At 65.8% G+C, this 19897-nt stretch carries 19 protein-coding genes, 7 tRNA genes and 1 pseudogene; 14 read left to right on the forward strand and 13 right to left on the reverse strand.

Translation table 11 applies throughout. From position 1 onward, the window contains the following. The first annotated feature begins 3 nt into the window (after nt 1–3). The 9 genes from phaE to AC5QAH_RS03340 all read left to right on the forward strand — a co-directional run bounded on the left by phaE (nt 4) and on the right by AC5QAH_RS03340 (nt 9542). Complete coding sequence (gene phaE / locus AC5QAH_RS03300; RefSeq protein ID WP_049455006.1) at nt 4–1068, forward strand: class III poly(R)-hydroxyalkanoic acid synthase subunit PhaE; 1065 nt, start codon at nt 4–6, stop codon at nt 1066–1068. Continuing rightward, the gene (phaC, locus tag AC5QAH_RS03305) at nt 1065–2132 is read left to right on the forward strand and encodes a class III poly(R)-hydroxyalkanoic acid synthase subunit PhaC (protein WP_010484926.1); all 1068 of its coding nucleotides are present in this window, start codon (nt 1065–1067) and stop codon (nt 2130–2132) included. The genes phaE and phaC overlap by 4 nt, the downstream gene beginning before the upstream one ends. A gap of 33 nt (nt 2133–2165) precedes the next feature. Then, a complete protein-coding gene (locus tag AC5QAH_RS03310) occupies nt 2166–2534 on the forward strand; it encodes a YfeK family protein (protein WP_031269840.1) in 369 nt (122 codons plus the stop codon). 65 nt (nt 2535–2599) lie between these two features. Next, complete coding sequence (locus AC5QAH_RS03315; RefSeq protein WP_010484929.1) at nt 2600–2803, forward strand: PspC domain-containing protein; 204 nt, start codon at nt 2600–2602, stop codon at nt 2801–2803. Continuing rightward, the gene (locus AC5QAH_RS03320) at nt 2800–3252 is read left to right on the forward strand and encodes a hypothetical protein (RefSeq protein ID WP_010484931.1); all 453 of its coding nucleotides are present in this window, start codon (nt 2800–2802) and stop codon (nt 3250–3252) included. The genes AC5QAH_RS03315 and AC5QAH_RS03320 overlap by 4 nt, the downstream gene beginning before the upstream one ends. 740 nt (nt 3253–3992) lie before the next feature. After that, on the forward strand, nt 3993–4208 hold the full coding sequence (locus AC5QAH_RS03325) for a hypothetical protein (RefSeq protein WP_005410085.1): 216 nt from the start codon (nt 3993–3995) through the stop codon (nt 4206–4208). A 207-nt stretch (nt 4209–4415) separates the two neighbouring features. After that, nucleotides 4416–6797, forward strand: a complete 2382-nt coding sequence (locus AC5QAH_RS03330; protein ID WP_049409087.1) for a Tex-like N-terminal domain-containing protein — start codon at nt 4416–4418, stop codon at nt 6795–6797. 208 nt (nt 6798–7005) lie between these two features. Next, nucleotides 7006–9195 carry a PAS domain S-box protein gene (locus tag AC5QAH_RS03335; RefSeq protein ID WP_019336521.1) on the forward strand — a complete coding sequence of 730 codons (2190 nt, stop codon included), beginning with the start codon at nt 7006–7008 and terminating at the stop codon, nt 9193–9195. A gap of 62 nt (nt 9196–9257) precedes the next feature. After that, nucleotides 9258–9542: a hypothetical protein gene (locus AC5QAH_RS03340; protein WP_049453035.1), complete on the forward strand. Its 285-nt coding sequence runs from the start codon at nt 9258–9260 to the stop codon at nt 9540–9542. Here AC5QAH_RS03340 and AC5QAH_RS03345 read toward each other — a convergent pair. After that, nucleotides 9516–10475, reverse strand: coding sequence for a right-handed parallel beta-helix repeat-containing protein (locus tag AC5QAH_RS03345; RefSeq protein ID WP_160314084.1), 960 nt, complete (start codon nt 10473–10475; stop codon nt 9516–9518). The two genes, AC5QAH_RS03340 and AC5QAH_RS03345, sit on opposite strands and share 27 nt — an antisense overlap. Nucleotides 10476–10539: 64 nt before the next feature. Continuing rightward, on the reverse strand, nt 10540–11628 hold the full coding sequence (locus tag AC5QAH_RS03350) for a DUF5694 domain-containing protein (protein WP_049453040.1): 1089 nt from the start codon (nt 11626–11628) through the stop codon (nt 10540–10542). A 152-nt stretch (nt 11629–11780) separates the two neighbouring features. On the opposite strand from AC5QAH_RS03350, the gene AC5QAH_RS03355 reads away from it, so the two are divergent. Both AC5QAH_RS03355 and AC5QAH_RS03360 read left to right on the forward strand, forming a co-directional pair. Further along, nucleotides 11781–12326, forward strand: a complete 546-nt coding sequence (locus AC5QAH_RS03355; RefSeq protein ID WP_029550665.1) for a GNAT family N-acetyltransferase — start codon at nt 11781–11783, stop codon at nt 12324–12326. Nucleotides 12327–12581: 255 nt separating this feature from the next. Continuing rightward, the gene (locus tag AC5QAH_RS03360; RefSeq protein WP_049453042.1) at nt 12582–14408 is read left to right on the forward strand and encodes a methyl-accepting chemotaxis protein; all 1827 of its coding nucleotides are present in this window, start codon (nt 12582–12584) and stop codon (nt 14406–14408) included. On the opposite strand, the pseudogene AC5QAH_RS03365 reads toward AC5QAH_RS03360, so the two are convergent. From AC5QAH_RS03365 to AC5QAH_RS03375, 3 genes and pseudogenes are all read right to left on the reverse strand, one after another. Next, nucleotides 14405–14926 (reverse strand): annotated as a pseudogene (locus AC5QAH_RS03365) (GGDEF domain-containing protein); the annotation flags it as partial. The gene AC5QAH_RS03360 and the pseudogene AC5QAH_RS03365 overlap by 4 nt on opposite strands. Nucleotides 14927–15024: 98 nt before the next feature. After that, nucleotides 15025–15483, reverse strand: a complete 459-nt coding sequence (locus AC5QAH_RS03370) for a carboxymuconolactone decarboxylase family protein (protein WP_019336516.1) — start codon at nt 15481–15483, stop codon at nt 15025–15027. Nucleotides 15484–15981: 498 nt separating this feature from the next. Further along, nucleotides 15982–16067 (reverse strand) — tRNA-Leu (locus AC5QAH_RS03375). 132 nt (nt 16068–16199) lie between these two features. On the opposite strand from AC5QAH_RS03375, the gene AC5QAH_RS03380 reads away from it, so the two are divergent. Together AC5QAH_RS03380 and AC5QAH_RS03385 are read left to right on the forward strand one after the other, a co-directional pair. Next, complete coding sequence (locus AC5QAH_RS03380) at nt 16200–16580, forward strand: response regulator (RefSeq protein ID WP_010484954.1); 381 nt, start codon at nt 16200–16202, stop codon at nt 16578–16580. A 69-nt stretch (nt 16581–16649) separates the two neighbouring features. Then, nucleotides 16650–16847: a hypothetical protein gene (locus AC5QAH_RS03385; RefSeq protein ID WP_010484956.1), complete on the forward strand. Its 198-nt coding sequence runs from the start codon at nt 16650–16652 to the stop codon at nt 16845–16847. Nucleotides 16848–16892: 45 nt separating this feature from the next. Here AC5QAH_RS03385 and AC5QAH_RS03390 read toward each other — a convergent pair whose 3' ends face one another. Further along, nucleotides 16893–17849 (reverse strand): SOS response-associated peptidase family protein, encoded by a 957-nt coding sequence (locus AC5QAH_RS03390; protein ID WP_010484958.1) that lies wholly within the window; start codon nt 17847–17849, stop codon nt 16893–16895. Nucleotides 17850–17926: 77 nt separating this feature from the next. Here AC5QAH_RS03390 and AC5QAH_RS03395 point away from each other — a divergent pair, with 77 nt between their 5' ends. Continuing rightward, entirely contained in the window at nt 17927–18343 is a 417-nt protein-coding gene (locus tag AC5QAH_RS03395; protein WP_049453045.1) for a GNAT family N-acetyltransferase, read from the forward strand. Nucleotides 18344–18439: 96 nt separating this feature from the next. Here AC5QAH_RS03395 and AC5QAH_RS03400 read toward each other — a convergent pair. From AC5QAH_RS03400 to AC5QAH_RS03430, 7 genes are all read right to left on the reverse strand, one after another. Next, nucleotides 18440–18515: transfer RNA gene (locus AC5QAH_RS03400), tRNA-Glu, on the reverse strand. A 47-nt stretch (nt 18516–18562) separates the two neighbouring features. Then, a tRNA-Ala gene (locus AC5QAH_RS03405) sits at nt 18563–18638 on the reverse strand. 46 nt (nt 18639–18684) lie between these two features. Next, a tRNA-Glu gene (locus AC5QAH_RS03410) sits at nt 18685–18760 on the reverse strand. Between the two features lie 49 nt (nt 18761–18809). Beyond that, nucleotides 18810–18885, reverse strand: a tRNA-Ala gene (locus AC5QAH_RS03415). Between the two features lie 184 nt (nt 18886–19069). After that, nucleotides 19070–19145 (reverse strand) — tRNA-Glu (locus tag AC5QAH_RS03420). A 54-nt stretch (nt 19146–19199) separates the two neighbouring features. Then, a tRNA-Ala gene (locus tag AC5QAH_RS03425) sits at nt 19200–19275 on the reverse strand. An 89-nt stretch (nt 19276–19364) separates the two neighbouring features. Beyond that, complete coding sequence (locus tag AC5QAH_RS03430; RefSeq protein WP_010484978.1) at nt 19365–19778, reverse strand: heavy metal-responsive transcriptional regulator; 414 nt, start codon at nt 19776–19778, stop codon at nt 19365–19367. Between the last annotated feature and the right edge of the window lie 119 nt (nt 19779–19897).

The following is a 19897-nucleotide window of genomic DNA, read 5'->3' on the forward strand; positions in this document are numbered from 1 at the left end:
GTGATGACCAGCTCGGCCCATGACGCCGGCAGCAGCGATTTCGAAGCCCTGGCGCGGCAGTACTTCGGCGCCTGGGGCGATGCCCTGCGCCATGCGAGCACGCCCGGTGCGCCGGCCGGTGACGACCCCGGCAGCTGGCAGCGGTTGTTCGACTGGTGGGGCCAGCTGTTGCCCGAACAGGGGCAGGGCGCACCGGGAGATGCCGTGCGCCGGTTCCGCGAACAGGCGGGCAGCTGGTACGGCACCATGCAGGAAGTGGCCGCGCGTTTCGCCGGCCGCGACGCCAGCAGCGCGGACGTGGCCCAGGCCTGGCGCGAGGCGGTGCAGGGGCAGGGCGACGGCATGCTGCAGTGGATGCTGCAGGGGGCCCGTGGCAGCACCCACGCCGGCGCCGCCGTGCCCGAATTCGCCGCATGGCTGCAGCAGTTCCAGCTGCAGGCTGGCCCGTGGCTGCAGAGCCCGGCATTCGGCCCGGGCCGCGAACACCAGGCGCGCTGGCAGGCACTGCTGCGCGCACAGGAAGAATACCAGCAGCATTCGCGCGCCTATGTCGACCTGATCAAGCGGGCACTGGACGAGGCCTTTGCGTTGTTCGAGCAGCGCCTGGCCGAGCACGAACAGCCGGGCAGCCAGCTGACCAGCGCCCGCGCGATGTTCGACCTGTGGATCGAAGTGGCCGAAGAGGCCTACGCCAAGGTCGCCATGTCCGAGCCGTTCCAGCAGGTATATGCCTCGCTGGGCAACGCACAGATGCGCCTGCGCGCCGGCCTGCAGCGTGAGGTGGAACAGATGAGTGAACGCATCGGCCTGCCGACCCGCAGCGAGATGGATGCCGCACACCGCCGTATCGCCGAGCTGGAGCGCAGCCTGCGCCGCCTGCAGGCACAGGTGGCGGTGCTGGCTGGAACTGCCGAGGTGGACCCAGTGGCGCAGCCGGCGCCGGCGAAGGTGAAGCCGGTCGTACGCAAGGCCGCGAAGAAGGCCGCGCCGGCAAAGAAGGCGGCTGCGAAAAAGGCGTCAGCGAAAAAGGCCGCACCTCGCACTTCCACTCGGACGCGTGACCGATGAAGGGGCCGCTGGGCTTCAACGCCGATGACCTGATGCAGGAAACCCTGGCCATGCAGCGCAAGCTGATGGAAGGGCTGAAGCTGCTGCCGCAGGTGGAAGACGTGGACTATGGCGTGACCGCGCGTGAGGAAGTCTGGCGCGACGGCAAGGTGGTGCTGTACCGCTTCGTCGGCGAACAGTCACCGACCCGGCGTACGCCGCTGCTGATCGTCTACGCGCTGGTCAACCGGCCGTACATGGTCGACCTGCAGGCCGACCGTTCGCTGGTGCAGAAGCTGCTGGCGCTGGGCCAGGACGTGTACGTGCTGGACTGGGGCTACCCGGATCGCTCGGAGCGCTTCCAGACCCTGGAGGACTACCTGCTGCGCTACATCGATGGCGCCGTCGATGCGTTGCGTGCGCGCAGTGGTGGCCCGGTCGACCTGCTGGGTATCTGCCAGGGCGGCGTGTTCGCACTCTGCTACGCCGCGTTGCGCCGGCAGAAGCTGGGCAAGCTGATCACCATGGTCACCCCGGTCGATTTCCAGACGGACGACAACATGCTCTCGCATTGGGCGCGGCAGGTGGACGTGGACCTGCTGGTCGACACGCTGGGCAACATCCCGGCCGACCTGATGAATGCCAGTTACCTGATGCTCAAGCCGTTCCGCTTGAACGTGCAGAAGTACGTGGGCCTGCTCGACATCCTCGATGACAAGGCCGCGCTGGAGGACTTCCTGCGCATGGAGAAGTGGATCTTCGACTCGCCGGACCTGGCGGGCGAGGCGTTCCGCGACTTCATCAAGCAGTTCTACCAGGGCAACGGATTGATGAACGGCACGGTGCGGATCGGCGAGGAGGCGGTGGATCTGTCGCAGGTGACCCTGCCGGTGCTGAACATCTACGCCGAGCAGGACCATCTGGTACCGCCGGACGCCTCGCGCGCGATGCGTGGGCGCTTGGGCACGGACGACTACACCGAGTCCAGTTTCCGCGGTGGGCATATTGGCATCTACGTTTCCGGCCGTGCGCAGCGCGAAGTGCCGGCCACGATCGATGGCTGGTTGAAGGCGCGTGACCTGTAGAGTCGAGCCATGCTCGACTGACCTGGGGGGATGATGACGTACCGGATTCTGTTGATTCTTGCGGCACTGCTGGCAGCGCCGCTTGCCCACGCCGCACCCAGTGCGGATGCACGGCGGGAGATCGCCCAGCTGATCGCCAGCCTGGACGGCTCCCAATGCCGCTTCCAGCGCAATGGCAGCTGGCACGATGGCAGTGATGCGCGTGCGCACCTGCAGCGCAAGTACGACTACCTGCTGAAGAAGGACATGGTGGACAGCGCCGAGCAGTTCATCGAGCGCGCTGCCAGCCAGAGCAGCATGAGTGGCAAGCCCTACCGCATCCAGTGCCCGGGACAGCCTGAACAGACCGCAGCCGCCTGGTTCGGCGCACGCCTGCAGGCCCTGCGCCACCGCACGCCGTAGACATGGGGGCGGTGTAGAGTCGAGCCATGCTCGACTGCTTTTTCCCGCAGCCCAGGAGAACCGCCATGAACACCACGCCGCGCACGCTGTCGCGTTCGTTGAACGACCGCATGATTGCCGGCGTGATGGGCGGCATCGCCCACCGCTTCGGCTGGAACCCCACGCTGGTGCGGATCGTGTTCGTGCTGGTCTCGATCGGCTCGGCGGCCTTCCCTGGCATCCTGGTCTACCTGATCCTGTGGCTGCTGATGCCGAACGAGGCCGATTGAAGACTGCCCCTGAGCCCTGGCCGATCTGGCTGCGCGCGCTGCAGGTACTGGGCGCGGTGTGGACGTCACCCAATTCCCTGATCGGCCTGATCGGCGGCCTGGCCGGCATGCTCGGCGGCGCGACATTGCGCTGGAGCGGCCGTGACTGTGCGTTGGTGTTCGACCGCTGGCCGTGGGGGCCGGGTGGGGCGATCACGCTGGGCAATGTGATCCTGCATACCGGTCATGATCTGGGCATTTCGTGCCGGACCTATGCGCATCAGGCGGGGTGGGGCGTGGAGCCGCTGATCCGGCTGGACGACCACGAACGCGCGCACGTCTACCAGTACATGGTGCTGGGGCCGCTGTACCTGCCGGTGTACCTGCTGTGTGGCGGGGTGAGTGCGCGGAATCCATTCGAGCGCGCGGCCGATCATTTTGCCCGGTTCGGGCACGGCTGGTGGCCGTAGGTTCCAGCCAACGGCGCAGCCCCTCGTGGCTTGGTCGCGGAATACGTTTCATGCGATTGGGCCGGGCGGGATGGGTTCGCGGGACACGTTGGCGCCATCCATGGCGCCAACGGTCCCGCGAACCCATCCCGCCCGACCTCTGACAGTTTCCGTGCGCGTCCAGCCACGGAGAAGAATAAGAACGGCAAAAGCGGGTCGCGCGCTGCGCTTGCTCGTGTAGAGCCGAGCCCACGCTCGGCTGCTTTCAGGCCAGCCCGCGAAGCCGAGCGCAGGCTCGGCTCTACAACAAAAAAGCGGCCAGCCAGGCTGCCTTTGCTTTTGATCTTCTTTTTTCTTCTCCGTGGGTGGCGGCAGGCACCAGGAATCTGTCAGCGGCCGGGAGGGTGGGTAGGGCGGGGTGTCCGCGGCATGGATGCCGCGGCCAAGCCCCATGGATGGGTTCACGGCGTCCCCGGCCTACCCACCCTCCCGGCCAGCCCGCAGGAAACCGGCTTTCCGCGACCAACCAAACCACCCACGAGGGGCTGCGCCGTTGGCAGGAATCCCCCATCGATTCGTTAGCCGGAAGTTAAAGATCCGTAAGCATTCTGCTGCGATCCCGCCGTCATCTGCATGCAACCGATCGTCATTAGCCTTCGTGACGTTCCAGTCAGGTTCGACGCGGTAAGCTCTCCCTCGATGAGCTCGCAGCATCGCTCATCGAGTGCAGTACGCAGTAGCAATTTGGAGGAATACATCACATGGCAATCGTTCTTTATGTCGGTGGTAGCAAGGATGGCGAGAAGGGCGTGGTGCCCTACGGCTTCAGCAAATCCCGCGCCGACACCGCGCTGGGGCCGGAGTTCTACACGGAGCGGTTCATGGAACTGCAGGGTGTCGGCAAGGTCCGCCTGATGGCCCTGGAAGGCATGCGTGACGAGATCGTCATGCAGCGCGCCGCCCGCCACTACCGCTGACCTCCGCAACACGCGGCAGGGCGCGCCCACCATCGCGCGCCCGCGCCGGCATCCCAGCCCAGGGCCAGTCCGAGCCCTCTCCTTGCCAGGATGCCGGCGTCCAATCCGGCCCCGCCGCTGAACCTCGGCCCCTGTCAATGCCTTGTCCGGCTCCGTCGTGGGTTGCCAGAATGGGGTCTTCCCGTACCGCGGCACAGACCTGAAGCAATGCACGACGCCAAGAACGCACAGAGCGCGCTCGCCCAGCAGATCGCCCAGACCATCGCCGATGAGATCGGTGCCCAGTCCGCCCAGGTACGCGCCGCAGTCGGCCTGCTCGACGAGGGCGCCAGCGTTCCGTTCATCGCGCGCTACCGCAAGGAAGTGACCGGGGGCCTGGACGACACCCAGCTGCGCAACCTGGAAGTGCGCCTGACCTACCTGCGCGAGCTGGAGGACCGCCGCGCGGCGGTGCTGGCCAGCATCGGCGAGCAGGGCAAGCTCAGCGACGAACTGCGCAACGACATCCTCGCCGCCGACACCAAGAGCCGCCTGGAAGACCTGTACCTGCCGTACAAGCCCAAGCGCCGCACCCGCGCCCAGATCGCCCGCGAGGCCGGTCTGGAGCCGCTGGCCGATGGCCTGCTGGCCGACCCGACGCAGGACCCGCAGACGTTCGCGGCCACCTTCGTCGACACCGACAAGGGCGTTGCCGACACCAAGGCTGCGCTGGAAGGCGCGCGTGCGATCCTGATGGAGCGCTGGGGCGAAGACGCTGCGCTGGTCGGCGAACTGCGTACCTGGCTCGGCGAATCCGGCGTGATCCGTGCCCGCGTGGCCGAGGGCAAGGAAACCGAAGGTGCCAAGTACCGCGATTATTTTGAACACGCCGAGTCGCTGGCGAAGATTCCCTCGCACCGCTTGCTGGCGCTGTTCCGCGCGCGCCGCGAGGAGATCCTGTTCCTGGAGCTGGACCCGGGCAGTGATGCCGAGGCTGGCCACCAGTACGCCGAAGGGCGCGTGGCGCGCAAGGCCGGCATTGCCGACCAGGGCCGTGCCGCCGACCGCTGGCTGCTGGACGCCTGCCGCCTGACCTGGCGCGCCAAGCTGCATACCCATCTGCTGCTGGACCTGTTCAACCAGGCCCGCGAAAAGGCCGAGGCCGAAGCCATCGCGGTGTTCGGCGACAACCTGAAGGACCTGCTGCTGGCGGCACCGGCCGGCCCGAAGACCGTGCTCGGCCTGGACCCGGGCATCCGGACCGGCTGCAAGATTGCCGTGGTCGATGCCACCGGCAAGCTGGTCGCCACCGATACCATCTACCCACATGAGCCGCGCCGCCAGTGGGACCAGTCGCTGCAGACCATCAAGCAGCTGTGCGCCAAGCACAACGTGGAGCTGATCGCGATCGGCAACGGCACCGCCAGCCGCGAAACCGACAAGCTGGCCGGTGAAGCGATCAAGGCCGCTGGCAACCCGAAGCTGCAGAAGGTGGTGGTGAGCGAGGCCGGTGCCTCGGTGTACTCGGCCTCCGAGTTCGCGGCCAAGGAGTTTCCGGGCCTGGATGTGGCGCTGCGTGGCGCGGTATCGATCGCCCGCCGCCTGCAGGACCCGCTGGCCGAACTGGTCAAGATCGAACCCAAGGCGATCGGTGTCGGCCAGTACCAGCACGACGTGGATCAGTACCGTCTGGCCCGGGCGTTGGACGCGCGCGTGGAGGACTGCGTGAACGCGGTCGGCGTGTACGTGAACACCGCGTCGGCCGCGCTGCTGTCGCGGGTGTCCGGCCTGTCGGCCACGGTGGCCGAGAACATCGTGCGCCATCGTGACGACAACGGCCCGTTCAAGCGTCGCAAAGACCTGCTGAAGGTTGCGCGCTTGGGCGAGAAGACCTTCGAGCAGTGCGCCGGCTTCCTGCGCATCGCCGACGGTGATCAGCCGTTGGACGCCTCGGCGGTGCACCCGGAGGCCTATCCGGTGGTCGAGCGCATCGTTGCCAGCACCGCACGCCCGATCAAGGCGCTGATCGGTGATGGCAGCTTCCTGCGTGGCCTGAAAGCAGAACAGTTCACCGACGACACCTTCGGCGTGCCGACCGTGCGCGACATCCTGAAGGAACTGGAAAAGCCGGGCCGCGATCCGCGTCCGGAGTTCAAGGCGGCGCGCTTCGCCGAGGGTGTCGAGGACATCAAGGACCTGCGCGAGGGCATGGTGCTGGAAGGCGTGGTGAGCAACGTGGCGGCCTTTGGTGCCTTCGTCGATATCGGCGTGCACCAGGACGGCCTGATCCACATTTCGGCGCTCTCCGATACGTTCGTGAAGGATCCGCGCGACGTGGTCAAGGCCGGCGATATCGTCAAGGTGAAGGTGCTGGAGGTGGACGTGGCGCGCAAGCGCATCGCCCTGACCCGGCGCTTGGACGACACCCCCGGGCAGGCCACCAGCCGCTCGGGTCAGCGCGATGAGCGCGGGCAGGGGCCGCGCCGCGACGCAGGCGGCCCGAACCGCGGGCCGAACCGGGGCCAGGGCAATGGTGGCCGTCCCGCCGTGTCCGCGCCCCCGGCCAACAATGCCCTGGCCGAGGCCTTCGCCCGCGCCAAGCGCAGTTGAGGACCGTGTCCCCCGTCACGCTTGATTCGTGGTGAGGGACTTGTCGGTTTTCCCCGTGATTGCGCACACTTGCGCTTGAGGGGAGGCGTTCGGCCACCCCGCTGTCGCTGGGGAGGGCCATGACGCCAGCAGGACCCGTTGTCTTCGTCGAGGGCTGCAGCGTTGTGCTGCGGCCACTGCCCGCCTGTGCGGGCCGCGGGGCGGGTTGATGGCGGGCCAGGGAAGCAACGGCAACGGGCTGCTCGAACGGCGCCTGCAGGAGCTGGCCGAGGAGCGCCGTCGCCTGGCGATGATCATCGACGGCACCGCAGCCGGCACCTGGGAATGGAACGTGCAGACCGGCGAAATGCGGGTCAATGCGCGCTGGGCGGAGATCGTCGGCTATCGCCTGGAAGAGCTGGAGCCGGTGTGCCAGAAGACGTTCCTGAAGCTGGTCCACCCCGACGACATCGTCCTGTCCGATGCGGCACTGGAGGACCATTTCGAAGGCCGCAGCGACAACTATGTCTGCCTGCTGCGCATGCGGCACAAGAATGGCCAGTGGATATGGATCCACGACCGTGGCCGCGTGTTCGAATGGGACGGGCAGGGACGACCGCTGTGGATGGCCGGTGCACACGCCGACGTGACCGAGCTGCAGCAGGCGCGACAGGATGCGGCCGAGAGCCGGCAGCGATTGCAGGCCGTGGTCGACGCATCCGACGAGGTGGCGGTGATCGCGACCGATACCGAAGGCACCATCACCTTGTTCAATACCGGCGCGGAACGCCTGCTGGGATACAGCGCCGAAGAAGTGGTCGGCCAGCGGCGACTGGGTGATTTCCACGATCCGGACGAGCTGGCGGCCTGGCTGCGTCCGCTGGCGGCTGCGGACGGAAGCCTGCCGGGCGCGTTTGAAGCACTCAGCGCTCGCGCCGATGAGCAGACCTATTCACGGCAGTGGACACTGCGGCGCAAGGATGGCCAGCCACGCCAGGTGCGCCTGTCGATCAGCCGCATGGATGGTGCCGGCGGCGCGCGGATCGGTTATGTCGGCATGTCCATCGACATTACCGAGATCCTGCAGGCGCGTGCCGAAGCACGCCTGTCGGCAGAGAAATTCGCCGGTGCGTTCACGTCGGCGGCGCTGGGCATGGCGCTGGTGTCGCTGGAAGGGCGCTGGCTGGACGTCAATGACGCACTTTGCCGGATCCTGGGCTACCCCCGCGAAGAACTGCTGCAGGTTGATTTCCAGCGCCTGACCCATCCCGACGACCTGCAGACCGACCTGGCCCTGGTGCAGGACCTGCTGGCCGGGCGGCGAAGCCACTACCACCTGGAAAAACGTTATCTCGATCGCGACGGCAAGGTGATCTGGGCACGGCTGTCGGTGTCGCTGGTGCGCACCGAGCACGGCGAGCCGCTGCATTTCGTGTCGCAGATCCAGGACATCAGCGCCCAGCGCAGCAGCGAGCAGCGCCTGTTCGAGAGCGAGCAGCGCAGCCGTATCACGCTTGATGCGGTGGCCGACCTGGTGCTCAGTGTCAGCCTGGATGGTCGCATCGACTACGCCAATGCGGCCGCGGTGCGCACCCTGGCCGGTGATGGCGCGCTGTCGCTGGCCGGACACAAGGTGCAGGATGTGCTGGCACTGACCACCGAGTACGCACCCGGTTCAGTGCTGGATGTCTCCGTGCTGCTGGACCCGGAAAGCAACGCAGTGGACCTGCACGCCGACCTGTTGCTGCGCCTGGGCACAGCCACGATTCCGGTTGACCTGACCCGTGCCTGGCTGCGTGATGATGAAGGTCATGTACGGGGCGCAGTGTGGGTGCTGCGCGATGACACCCAGCAGCGCGCGCGCCAGCGCGAGGCGCGCCATCTGGCCGAGATCGATCCGCTGACCGAGCTGAGCAACCGCCGCGGCTTCGAGGTGCATCTGCAGCAGGCGATCACCCGCGTCGAGCGTACCGGCCAGGCCGCCTCGTTGATGTACATCGACCTGGACCGCTTCAAGCCGGTCAACGATACCTGGGGCCATCTGGCCGGCGATGCCGTGCTGTGGGCGGTGGCCAGCGTGCTGCGCCACGGCGTGCGCGATTCGGACGTGGTGGCGCGGCTGGGCGGCGACGAATTCGCGGTGATCCTGTCCGGCTGCACGCCGCGTCGTGCAGCACGCATTGGCGGTGAACTGCTGCACACCCTGGCATCGCTGTCGATTCCGTGGGACCGGGATCGCCTGCATGTGGGCGCCAGCATCGGTATCGCGCCATTGGCGGGCGGGATGAGCGTGGACCAGGCTGTAGCGGCGGCTGATGCCCAGTGCTACCGGGCCAAGGCAATGGGTCGCAACAACGTACAGGTGCAGGGCGAGGCCAGTGAGCTGCCGAGCGACGACATCGACCCGATCGAGGGCTGATCTCAGCCTGTGAGAGGGCGTGCGCGAATACTCCGTGCACTTCCCCTCGTACAGGTGATCCCATGAATGTCTGCAACCCGGTGACGGTGCGTGCCTTCGCCCCGGCCCTGGTCGGTTGGTGCCTGGCCCTGGCCGCCTGCCTGCGTGCGGAACAGCTGCGCGGCGACCTGCACGCGCAGGCCCTGCTGCCGGTGCTGCAGGGCGGCGCGGTCGCCCTGCTGGTATTCACGCTGTCCTGCATCGGTGCCGCCTGCATCGTGCTCTGGCGGGCGGACAGGAAGGAAGCACCGCCTCATGCTTTTGATGCTCAGGCCCATGCTTCACGGGAAGGCGCAGAGATCACCTGAAGGGAAAGAGATGTTACCTGTCGATAGAACGCCTGCAACACCACCCTTTGCATTGATGCCGTTGCAGTTTCCAACACCCAAGCGACGATTCTGAATGAACCGGTTGGAGCGGAATGTTGCCGTGGTACCGCCCGATGTCTCAAACACCGCCCCACCATAGTTCGCACCGCTTACAGCATTGTTTTCTGCAAGAAAGCGCTGTGAACCCTGTACGACGTCGATACCCCATTCGCCAGGGCGTTCAATCACCGAGTTCTTGATGGTGCAGTCGACGCAGTTCACCAGATAGATGGCGCTGGCGCCGGAGTCGATGACGCGGGCGCCATCAATCATGACGTTGCTCGAGTTGTAGATGGCCATCTCGCCATCGCCCCCCGGGCCATCCTTGCGGCCGGTCAGCTGCCCATAGAGGATGGTGACGTCGCGGGAATCGGTGATCCACAGATTCGGTTCCGCCACATTGTTGCCCGCTATGCCGTTGGCACGCATGAAGGTGTCCCATATATCCACACCTTTCCCGCCCACGACACCAGTGCTGATCTGGAAGCCGACGATATCGAGGCTCCAGATGATGATGCGGTCCTGATGATAGGCCAGTACACCGAAGTTCCCGCCTGCACCGGTGGACAATGTGAAGTTGTGCAGCATGGTGCCGCTGCCGAGCCCGATTGCCTTCTGTGGGGAGCCATGGGCGGAGATCACGACGTCGGCCATGCTCGCACCCAATCCCTCGATGGTCGTGCCGGAGGGAACTTCCAGTGGTGCAGGCCCAGTGACGTAGGCGCCAGGCCGCAGACAGATTTTCTTGCCAGGTGCGGCGGTCACTGCGGCAGCAAGGTCACCACCACTGTCGAGAGTGAGATCGCATGCCGAGGCCTGCGCAGCACCGGCCAGGCCTATGGCAAAGAGTACGGCGGAAATGCGTTGTTTCATTATGGGTTCCTTCCGTGGAGTGGTTGAAGTTGCATCCAAGATACCGCAGCCGACGGGCTTGACGTCAATGCAGAACTTCATCCGAACTGACCAGCTGCACGTCGTGCATCAGGTTGAGGTAAGCCTCGTAGTAGCCCTTGTGCGAGGCACCGACGATGGTCAGCATGCGGCTGCCTGGATGCTGGCCCAGTATGTCGCGCATGTTGGCGACCATGCGCAGGTTGCGGGTTTCCCAGTAGCCCACGTAGTTGCGGCCGAAGCCTTCCGGCGAGGGTTCGACGAGCGTCGCGCCGAAATCGCTGTTGAAGGCCGCCATCACGGCCTCGGGTGCGTTGTAGGCGCGATACATCGCGAGCAACCCATCCGCTTGGTCAAGATTGGCTTCGAGCCGTTCATCGGCCGCCCTGCGCGCTTTGACGAAGGAATTGTCCCAGGCACCGCGTATGGCGGCAGCGTAGGCCTTCTGCTGCGATTCCGGTGTTGGCGAATCCGCAGTGTGGTCGTCGACCGACCACAGGCGCTCCAGTCCCAGGCGTGCGGCAAGGACGCCGGCCACCAGGCCGGCCTCGTTGCGGCGGGTCATGCGCGTGTCGAGGAACCGCACCAGCTCCGGCGTCAGGCTGTCCGAAGCACGTCGCTCTTCCCTGGGCAGCCGCAGCCATTGGACGACTGCCGAGCTGCTTTCGCCCGCGGCCAGGAAGACTGCGGCCAATCGGCGTCGCTGGGCAGCGGTTGGCGCCTTCGGCCATTCCGCAAGCAGGCGTTCCATCTCCACGTTCGCGCTGGGCACGTCCAGGCCGGTGGCGGCCTGCGCCGGGGCCGGATCGACGCAGTAGTCCGCTACGCTCTCCGCGTATCGGGCTGGATTGCGGCGCATGAAGTCACACTGCAGGCCGGACAGGTTCTCCACTGCGATCGCGGTGGGCCGCCAGGCTTCCAGGCGCTGCAGCAGAGGTTCCAGCATCGCCGGCGTGAAGGTCTCCGGCAGGCTGGACAGGTGCGGGCTGCCCAGTACCAGTACTTCGTTCGGGCGTCCTGCGGGCGGTCCCTTCAGCTGGTCCGGGTGGAACGCCGGTCGATAGGCGGTGTCGTTGGCCAGCGCGCTGCTGCTGCACACGGCCAGGAAGAGAAGGCTGGCAAAGCGAGGGAACATGCGATCTCCATGTCGATAAGCGTCCTGCGGGACCTTCATGCTGGTCATTTTCTCCGGCTGGGGAATCCCGCATTGGTCATGTAAACCTTTCTGCCTTGAGCTGCATCCTTCTGCTGAGCGATGCTGTACTCAGCGCTCAGGCAATGCAGAACATGACATCCGACGACTGGACCATCGACAGTCCGCGGCTGCACCTCCGGCCATTCACGCCCGGTGACGCCGACGAGGCATTTGCGGGAATCACGCCCGGGCTGACCCGCTACATGGCCTTCGAGCCGCCTCCGTCGGAGGCGGCGTTTGCTGCGGTCTGGCAGACGTGGCTGCCCACCATTGCCGACGGGACCGACATCACGTTCGTGATCCGCAGGCGCGAGGATGATGTATTCCTTGGCCTGGCAGGCCTGCATCGAGCCGGGGAAGCAGAACCCGAGCTGGGCATCTGGATCGCAGAAGTGATGCATGGGCACGGCTATGGCCGCGAAGCCGTGGCGGCGGTGTGGTCGGCGGCCTCCGAGCGCCTGCGCTGTGCGGCGTTCCGCTACCCGGTGGCGGAACGGAACCGGTCCAGCCGTTCACTGGCTGAGTCCCTCGGTGGGCAGGCGGTGGCACGTGAGCAGGGCGTGAAGTACACAGCAATCGTCTACCGCATTCCGGCTGCAATGCACGGAGTTGCGACGGACGTCGCGGAATCCCGCTAAAGCGGCCGACGGCATCGCCGATACTCCCTCTGGATCCCGCTCCAGTCACCCGCCGCAGGACCCCAGACTGCCCCCGATGGGCGGTCCGCGCAGTGTGTTCCGCCGCTCCTAGATGCCGATCGCAGCCGCAGCAGACGTTCTTGGCAGTCGCTCGAGAGGTGCCGGTTGGCACCTGTAGTCCCTGGCAACTGATGTTGCCGCCGGGCGTCCCGCCCGTCGGGTCACAACCGCTTACCGGACACCGAGGATCAGACAATGCTCATTCCAGGCTTCACGGCGGGCGCGCAGGCGCCGGCCGAGCTGCATACCCGTTGGTCGCCGTGGCGTGCGCTGCTTGGCGCACTGGCGCCGCAGCAACGCACCCGCACAGAGAAGGCGGTGACCGACCGCACCGAGCTGGAGGCGCAGGTGGCCGCGCTGCATCGCGTGCAGGCCGTCATCGAGTTCGCGCTCGACGGCACCATCCTGCAGGCCAATGACAATTTCCTGCAGGCGATGGGCTACCGGCTGGAGGAGATCCAGGGCGGGCATCATTCCCTGTTCGTCGACCCCGAGCAGGCGCGCAGCGCTGAATACCGCGACTTCTGGGCGCGCTTGGGGCGCGGCGAATATGACGCCGGACAGTACCGCCGCTTCGGCAAGGGCCAGCGCGAGATCTGGATCCAGGCCTCGTACAACCCGGTGCTGGACCGCCAGGGGCGGCCGTACAAGGTGGTCAAGTTCGCGACCGACATCACCGCGCAGAAGCTGCAGGCGGCCGACTCGGCGGGGCAACTGGCCGCGATCGCCAAGTCGCAGGCGGTGATCGAGTTCAGCATGGATGGCCGCATCCTGTCGGCCAATGACAATTTCCTGGCCGCCACCGGCTACAGCCTGGACGAGGTGCGCGGGCAGCACCATTCGTTGTTTGTCGAGCCCGAGCATCGCAGCAGCGTCGAATATCGCCAGTTCTGGGAGAAACTGGGGCGTGGCGAGTATGACGCCGGGCAGTATCGGCGCCTGGGCAAGGGCGGGCGCGAGGTCTGGATCCAGGCATCCTACAACCCGATCCTGGACCTCAACGGCAAGCCGTTCAAGGTCGTCAAGTACGCCACCGACATCACCGCGCAGGTGCATGAGAACCAGGCCATGCAGCGCGCCGTGGCGCAGACCCGCGAGGTGGTGGCTGCCGCCAAGCAGGGCGACCTGACCCAGCGCGTGGCCACCGCCGACAAGAACGGGTCGATCGCCGAACTGTGCGAAGGCGTGAATTCGCTGGTCGAGGCGATGGCGGCCATCATCGGCCAGATCAAGTTCGCTGCGGACACCATCGCAGTCGGCGCGACTGAAATCGCACAGGGCAACAGCGACCTCTCGCAGCGCACCGAGCAGCAGGCGGCCTCGCTGGAGGAAACCGCCGTGTCGATGAAGGGACTGGCCGAGACCGTGCAGCGCACGGCCACCAACGCGCGCCAGGCCAGCCAGCTGGCCGGTGGAGCGGCCGACGTCGCCGCGCGAGGCGGCAATGTGGTGCATGAGGTGGTCGAGACGATGGCGGTGATCAACGCCTCGTCGCGGCGCATCGTCGACATCATCGGGGTGATCGACGGCATCGCCTTCCAGACCAACATTCTCGCGCTGAACGCAGCGGTGGAGGCTGCGCGTGCCGGTGAACATGGCCGTGGCTTCGCCGTGGTTGCAACCGAGATCCGCGAGCTGTCGCAGCGTTCGGCCAGCGCAGCCAAGGAGATCAAGCACCTGATCGATGAGTCGGTTGCCAATGTGGGCGCCGGCACGGCGCAGGTTGAGAGCGCGGGCCGCACCATGGATGAAATCGTGATCAACGTGCGCCGGGTCAGTGACCTGATGACCGAAATCAGCACTGCCTCGCAGCAGCAGAGCGACGACATCCAGCAGATGAATCATGCGGTTGACCTGATCGATCAGGGCACCCAGCAGAACGCGGCCCTGGTCGAGGAGGCGTCGGCGGCGGCGCGCAGCATGGAAGAACAGTCGGCGCAGCTGCTGCAGACCGTGGCCAGCTTCCGCGTGCAGGGCGGGGCCGGGCATCGGCATGGAGCGGCGGCGCTGCACGCGGTCTAGACGCGGCGCCTGGACCAGTCTTCCGTGGTGCCGGTGTCGCCGCGTACGCAGTTGCGGCCGGCATGCTTGGCGCGATACAGGGCCTGGTCGGCGCGTTCGACCAGGTCGCGCGGATCGCGGTCTTCGCCCGGTGCCTGCCAGGCCACGCCGATGCTGATGGTGACGGTGGCTTCAGGGGCGGGCAGGGCTGCGGCTTCGACCGAAGCGCGCAGCCGTTCGCCCAGGCCCAGGGCGTGGGCGGCATCGGGCGAGGGCAGGGCGGCGATGAACTCTTCGCCGCCATAGCGGGCCAGCAGATCGTCACCCCGTTGCAGGCAGCCATCAAGAATGGCGGCCACCGACTGCAGGCGACGATCGCCTTCCGGGTGGCCGTAGGTGTCATTGAGCCGTTTGAAGTGGTCGATGTCGATCATCAGTACCGCCAGCCCGAGTCCCTGGACGAGGCGGCTGCTGCCGCGTTCGCCCGGGTGATGGCGGCACTGGAGCCGATCCGGCGGCCGGCGGAGACCAAGCCCAGACTGACGGATCCCGCTAAGGCTCGGTTGAGGGAGGCAAAAGTCGGATCAAAGCGGCGCTGACGCGGCGCTGGGCCAATGCCCAGCGCTCGCCGGTGTCGTTACTCGGTAGCGGGCTTGGCACGGGGCTTGAGCCTAAAGCTCACGCCTAGCCGATTGATCGCGTTCATTGCCGCGATGGTGAGCGTAAGATCGACAAGGTCCTTCTCGCTGAAGGCTGCGGCCACGGCCTGATACGCCTCGTCAGATGCGTGGGTCTCGCTGACAAGCGTCACTTCCTCAGACCATGCCAACGCGGCGCGCTCTTGCTCCGAGAACAGGTACGAGGCTTCGTGCCAAACAGGCAGAAGGGTGATTGTGTCGAAGGGCATGCCTTCCTTGAGTAGATCGCGTGTGTGGATGTCTATGCAGTGCGCGCATCCATTCAGTTGAGAAACGCGCAAGAACACCAGGTGGATCAATTTTGAGGGCAACGATGTGCCGGTGGTCACAAAGTGATGGAGCTGTCCAACCGCTTTGGCACCCTCGGGAGAGACCACAAACCAGTTCGCTCGGTTCATTTCTAACGTCCTTTTCCTCTAAGTGTGGGCCGGAGTCGGTCCACTCAAAGGTAGGGACGCCGAGCAGGGACGGTTCGTGACAGCTGATAGCGTGCGCCAGAATAGGCGCTTGGCTTAGCACTGGTGTGCGGTGGGGCTCTACCCGGGCCTGCCGCCGCGCGAGGCCGTGGACCCCCTGACCGACAGCACGCTCACCGCGCCGGCCACGCCTCTGCCGGGCCTACCCCCGACCCGCGAGCAGCAGCAACAGGCCCGGCGCCTGGCTGAGGCTGGGGCGAAGGAGATCGAGCGGATCAAGGCAGCGCTGGAGCCGCGCAAGCCGCCGGCGGAGACGAAACCCCGAGCGAGGGACATCCGCAGCAAGGCGCGGTTGAGGGCGGGGCTGCAGCAGATGCGCGGCGGTGTGTAGCGAGAGAGAATGAAGAAAAAAGGCGGAGCCGGAAGATTCACGACTCCATTACGCCATTTTCTTTTAAACCCTTATGCCGCAAGGGTCTTTGGTGCCGGTGAAAGGACTCGAACCTTCATGGGGTCACCCCCGGCTGATTTTGAGTCAGCTGCGTATACCATTCCGCCACACCGGCAGGCAGCGTGCGATTGTAAACGAGGTCGGCACGGCTTTCATAGTGGGGAGGCCGATCAGGGCGCGTCCTGTCGGCTTCGGCCCAGTGGTGGCTATACTGCGGCGGCTTGAATGCCTCCAGGAGTGGTAGCCGATGACAGTGTTGCAGGACCTGAGGGTGCTGGTGGTCGAGAACGACGAGATGAGTGCCGCACTGCTGCAGATGCAGCTGGTGCACGCCGGTGCGACGGTGGTGGGTCTGGCCGCGAGCGTCGCTGAGGCACTGCGCCTGCTGGAGGCGTCGACCCCGGACGTTGCCCTGCTTGATTACCGCCTGGCCCGCAATGAAACCAGCGAGCCGGTGGCCGCGGCGCTGTCGGCGCGTGGCGTGCCGTTCGTGCTGGCCACAGGCATGCTGGCCGAGCAGCTGCCCGAGCCGATGCTGGCCGGCGTGCTGCTGGTCAAGCCGTATCTCTCGGCAGACCTGAGCCAGGCACTGGTACGCGCAGTGGGCCGCGCCAGCGCCAGGGCCTGATTGGCGCATGCTGAAGCGGTGGGCGTATCCTGCCCGGGCCTGAATGCTCAGGCCTACAAGGAGAGTGGCATGAAGAAGTGGATCAAGCGCATGGTTGCTGCGGGTGTCCTTTCGATGGCGGTCTTCGGTGGTACGGCCTCTGCCGCGTGGTGCGGCCAGCCCTGTTTCCAGCTCTACAAGAGCTGCATCGCGCGGGGTGGTGAGGTCGAACAATGCCTGCAGGAACAGGCCTTCTGCGAAGAGGCGATGTGCGGCGGCAATCCCTGATCCATGAACCCCGCCCAGGCGGGGTTTTTCATCTGTGCGCGGTATTCAGCCGGCTTCTTCGTACACGTAGCGGATCTCTTCGCGGTCGTCGAGGATGCGGTACTGCCGCGCCAGATCATCCGGATCGGGATTGAGCCAGGCATCGAGGTGTTCCCTGCGGATGGGAACGACGCCGCGGTCGTGGCCCGCAGCGGCGACGTCGTGCGGAGGCGTGTCGGTGATGGTGGCAAATGACAGCAGGCGACCTTCCGGTCCTTCCCATTCCGCCCACAGGCAGGCCAGCAGCAGATCGCGCGGGGGATCAGGCCGGAACTCCAGCACCACGTCCTGCTCCTTCTCATCGGCACCCAGCGTGCGGCCGGCGATGGCGTGACGCGGTACGTGCTCATAGAACGCCTGCACCACCACCACGCCGTGGCGCAGGCCGAACGCACCGCGCCAATAGCCTTCCAGGCTGTCGCGCCTCGCGTTGTAGGTGCCGGGATAGAGGATGTCGTTGCGCACCGGCTTGTCCGGCAGCCGGCACTGGTAGCGCATCGGCTTGATCACGCGTTTGCCGCCCTCGCTGACCATGACCGGTGCGTAGGTGCCAGGGAAAATGCGGTTGTCGCGCGGCAGCAGCTGCACCCGGTGCAGGTCTTCCAGCCGGGCCTGCGCACGATCGATGCGGTTGCCGGCTACGCGCAGGTCGTTGCGTGCCTTCTGGGTGGGGCGGGTCGCCAGCGTGGCGTTGGCGATATCGCGTCGCTCGCGCTGGCGGGCCAGCTCCGCTTCCAGATCCTGGCGCTCCTGCGCATGCCATTGCTGGATTTTCGCGACGATGTCGCGGCCCTGCTCGGTGCGCGCACCGGCGAAGCCGTCATCCATGGCCTTGGGAGTTCTGGGGCGCTTCTTGCCGGGATCGTGCGCGTACAGCTCCGCGAATTCTTCCAGCGACAGGATGGCGCCAAACTCGCGCACCAGCTTGGCGTAGTCGGCGCGGATCAGGGCGGAATAGCACATGGGAACTCTGCAGGCGCGGGTCGCAGCAGTTGCGACATGGATGAGGCAGGATAGCCCGACCTACAGGGAGAAAGCGCATGAATGATTCCGTCGCCTGCCAGTTCCGCGACGCCGTGCCCACGGTCGAAGACTATTGCCAGCTGCGTGTGCTGGCGGGCCTCAGTGCCAAGAGCCAGGAGGCGGCGGCACGCGCGCTGCCCAAGACCCTGTATGGCGTGTGCGCCTACCAGGGCAACGAGCTGGTGGCGATGGGGCGCATCGTCGGCGATGGGGGCTGCCACCTGCAGGTCTGCGATATCGCCGTGTTGCCGCGCCTGCAGGGGCAGGGCCTGGGCAAGGAAGTGATGCGTCGCCTGGATGGCTGGATGCAGGCAAACCTGCCGCCGTCGGCATACGTCAGCCTTCTGGCAGATGGTGAAGCGCACCGGCTGTACGCGCAGTTTGGTTTCGCACCTACCGCACCTGCATCGATCGGGATGTATCGCCGGTTCTGAGGTGTGTCCAGGCTGAGGCCAGCCATGCGCGGCTCGGGCCTTCCCAGGAATCACAGGCAAAGAAAAACCCCGGCCGAAGCCGGGGTTTTAAAGAATTGGCGTCCCCACGGGGATTCGAACCCCGGTCGCCACCGTGAAAGGGTGATGTCCTAGGCCTCTAGACGATGGGGACGCACGAAAACTTCAAGTTGTAGATCCTTCGACGGCCTAATGTCGAAGTGGTGGAGCCAAGCGGGATCGAACCGCTGACCTCCTGCATGCCATGCAGGCGCTCTCCCAGCTGAGCTATGGCCCCAATGAAACTCCGGATGATCTGCCGGGAGCAGAGTCCGTTTTGAAACTGGCGTCCCCACGGGGATTCGAACCCCGGTCGCCACCGTGAAAGGGTGATGTCCTAGGCCTCTAGACGATGGGGACGCACGAAAAACTTCAAGTTGTAGAACCTTCGACGGCCTAATGTCGAAAGTGGTGGAGCCAAGCGGGATCGAACCGCTGACCTCCTGCATGCCATGCAGGCGCTCTCCCAGCTGAGCTATGGCCCCGTGTTACCGAGCCGCCTATCATACCTGCGTGTTCACGTTTGTGGAAGCTTTTTTTGAGCTTTTTTCGTTCCGGTTCAACCGCGGCCGCGAGGGCAGGGGAACCGCAACGCCACTACCTGACTGCTGGTAGGCGGTGAACAAAAAAGACCCGGTTATCGGCCGGGTCCTCGTTGTTCGTGATGAGTGGCGTCCCCACGGGGATTCGAACCCCGGTCGCCACCGTGAAAGGGTGATGTCCTAGGCCTCTAGACGATGGGGACGCAATTCTCATCAATGTTCTTTAGCGACCTTTCGACGGCCTAATGCCGAAAGATTGGTGGAGCCAAGCGGGATCGAACCGCTGACCTCCTGCATGCCATGCAGGCGCTCTCCCAGCTGAGCTATGGCCCCACGTCGCTGAGGAGCGAAATAATAGCCTTGCCCCAGGGGGTTGGCAAGCATTTGTTGCACTTTTCTTCACGTGCGTTGCGAAGCCGATGTCAGTCGCCTTTCGCCTGTGCAACGTTGTCGGTCAGTGCCGCCAGGATCGGGCACTGGTCCAGCGTGCCGTGACCGGGGCAGGCGTCGACCAGCTGCGAAAGTGCGGTGTGCATGCGCTGCAGCTCGGCCATCCGTTGCGCGATGTCCTGCAGGCGGGCCTGCGCGGTGTCGCGCACGCTGCCCATGTCCTGCGAGTGCTGATCGCTCAGTACGAGCAGCTCGCCGATCTCTTCCAGGCTGAAGCCCAGCGCCTTGGCGCGGCGGATGAATCGCAGCCGGCGCAGATCCTGCTCGCCGAAGATGCGGTAGCCACCCGCCGAGCGGGCTGCGGTCGGCAGCAGCTGCTGTCGTTCGTAGTAGCGCACCGTATCGATCGGCACGCCCGCCTGGCGGGCCAGTTGTCCAATGTTCATGGCGGATTCCTGCGGATGCTGCCGGCCATTGTGAAGCCTGGAGTCTGGTCGAGAGTCAAGGCTTGGCCCGGGTGCGCGCATTCAGCGCACTTTGCAACTTTCTTCATAGCCCCGCCGAT

It is taken from the genome of Stenotrophomonas sp. YJH_SMC_43 (assembly GCF_059372535.1).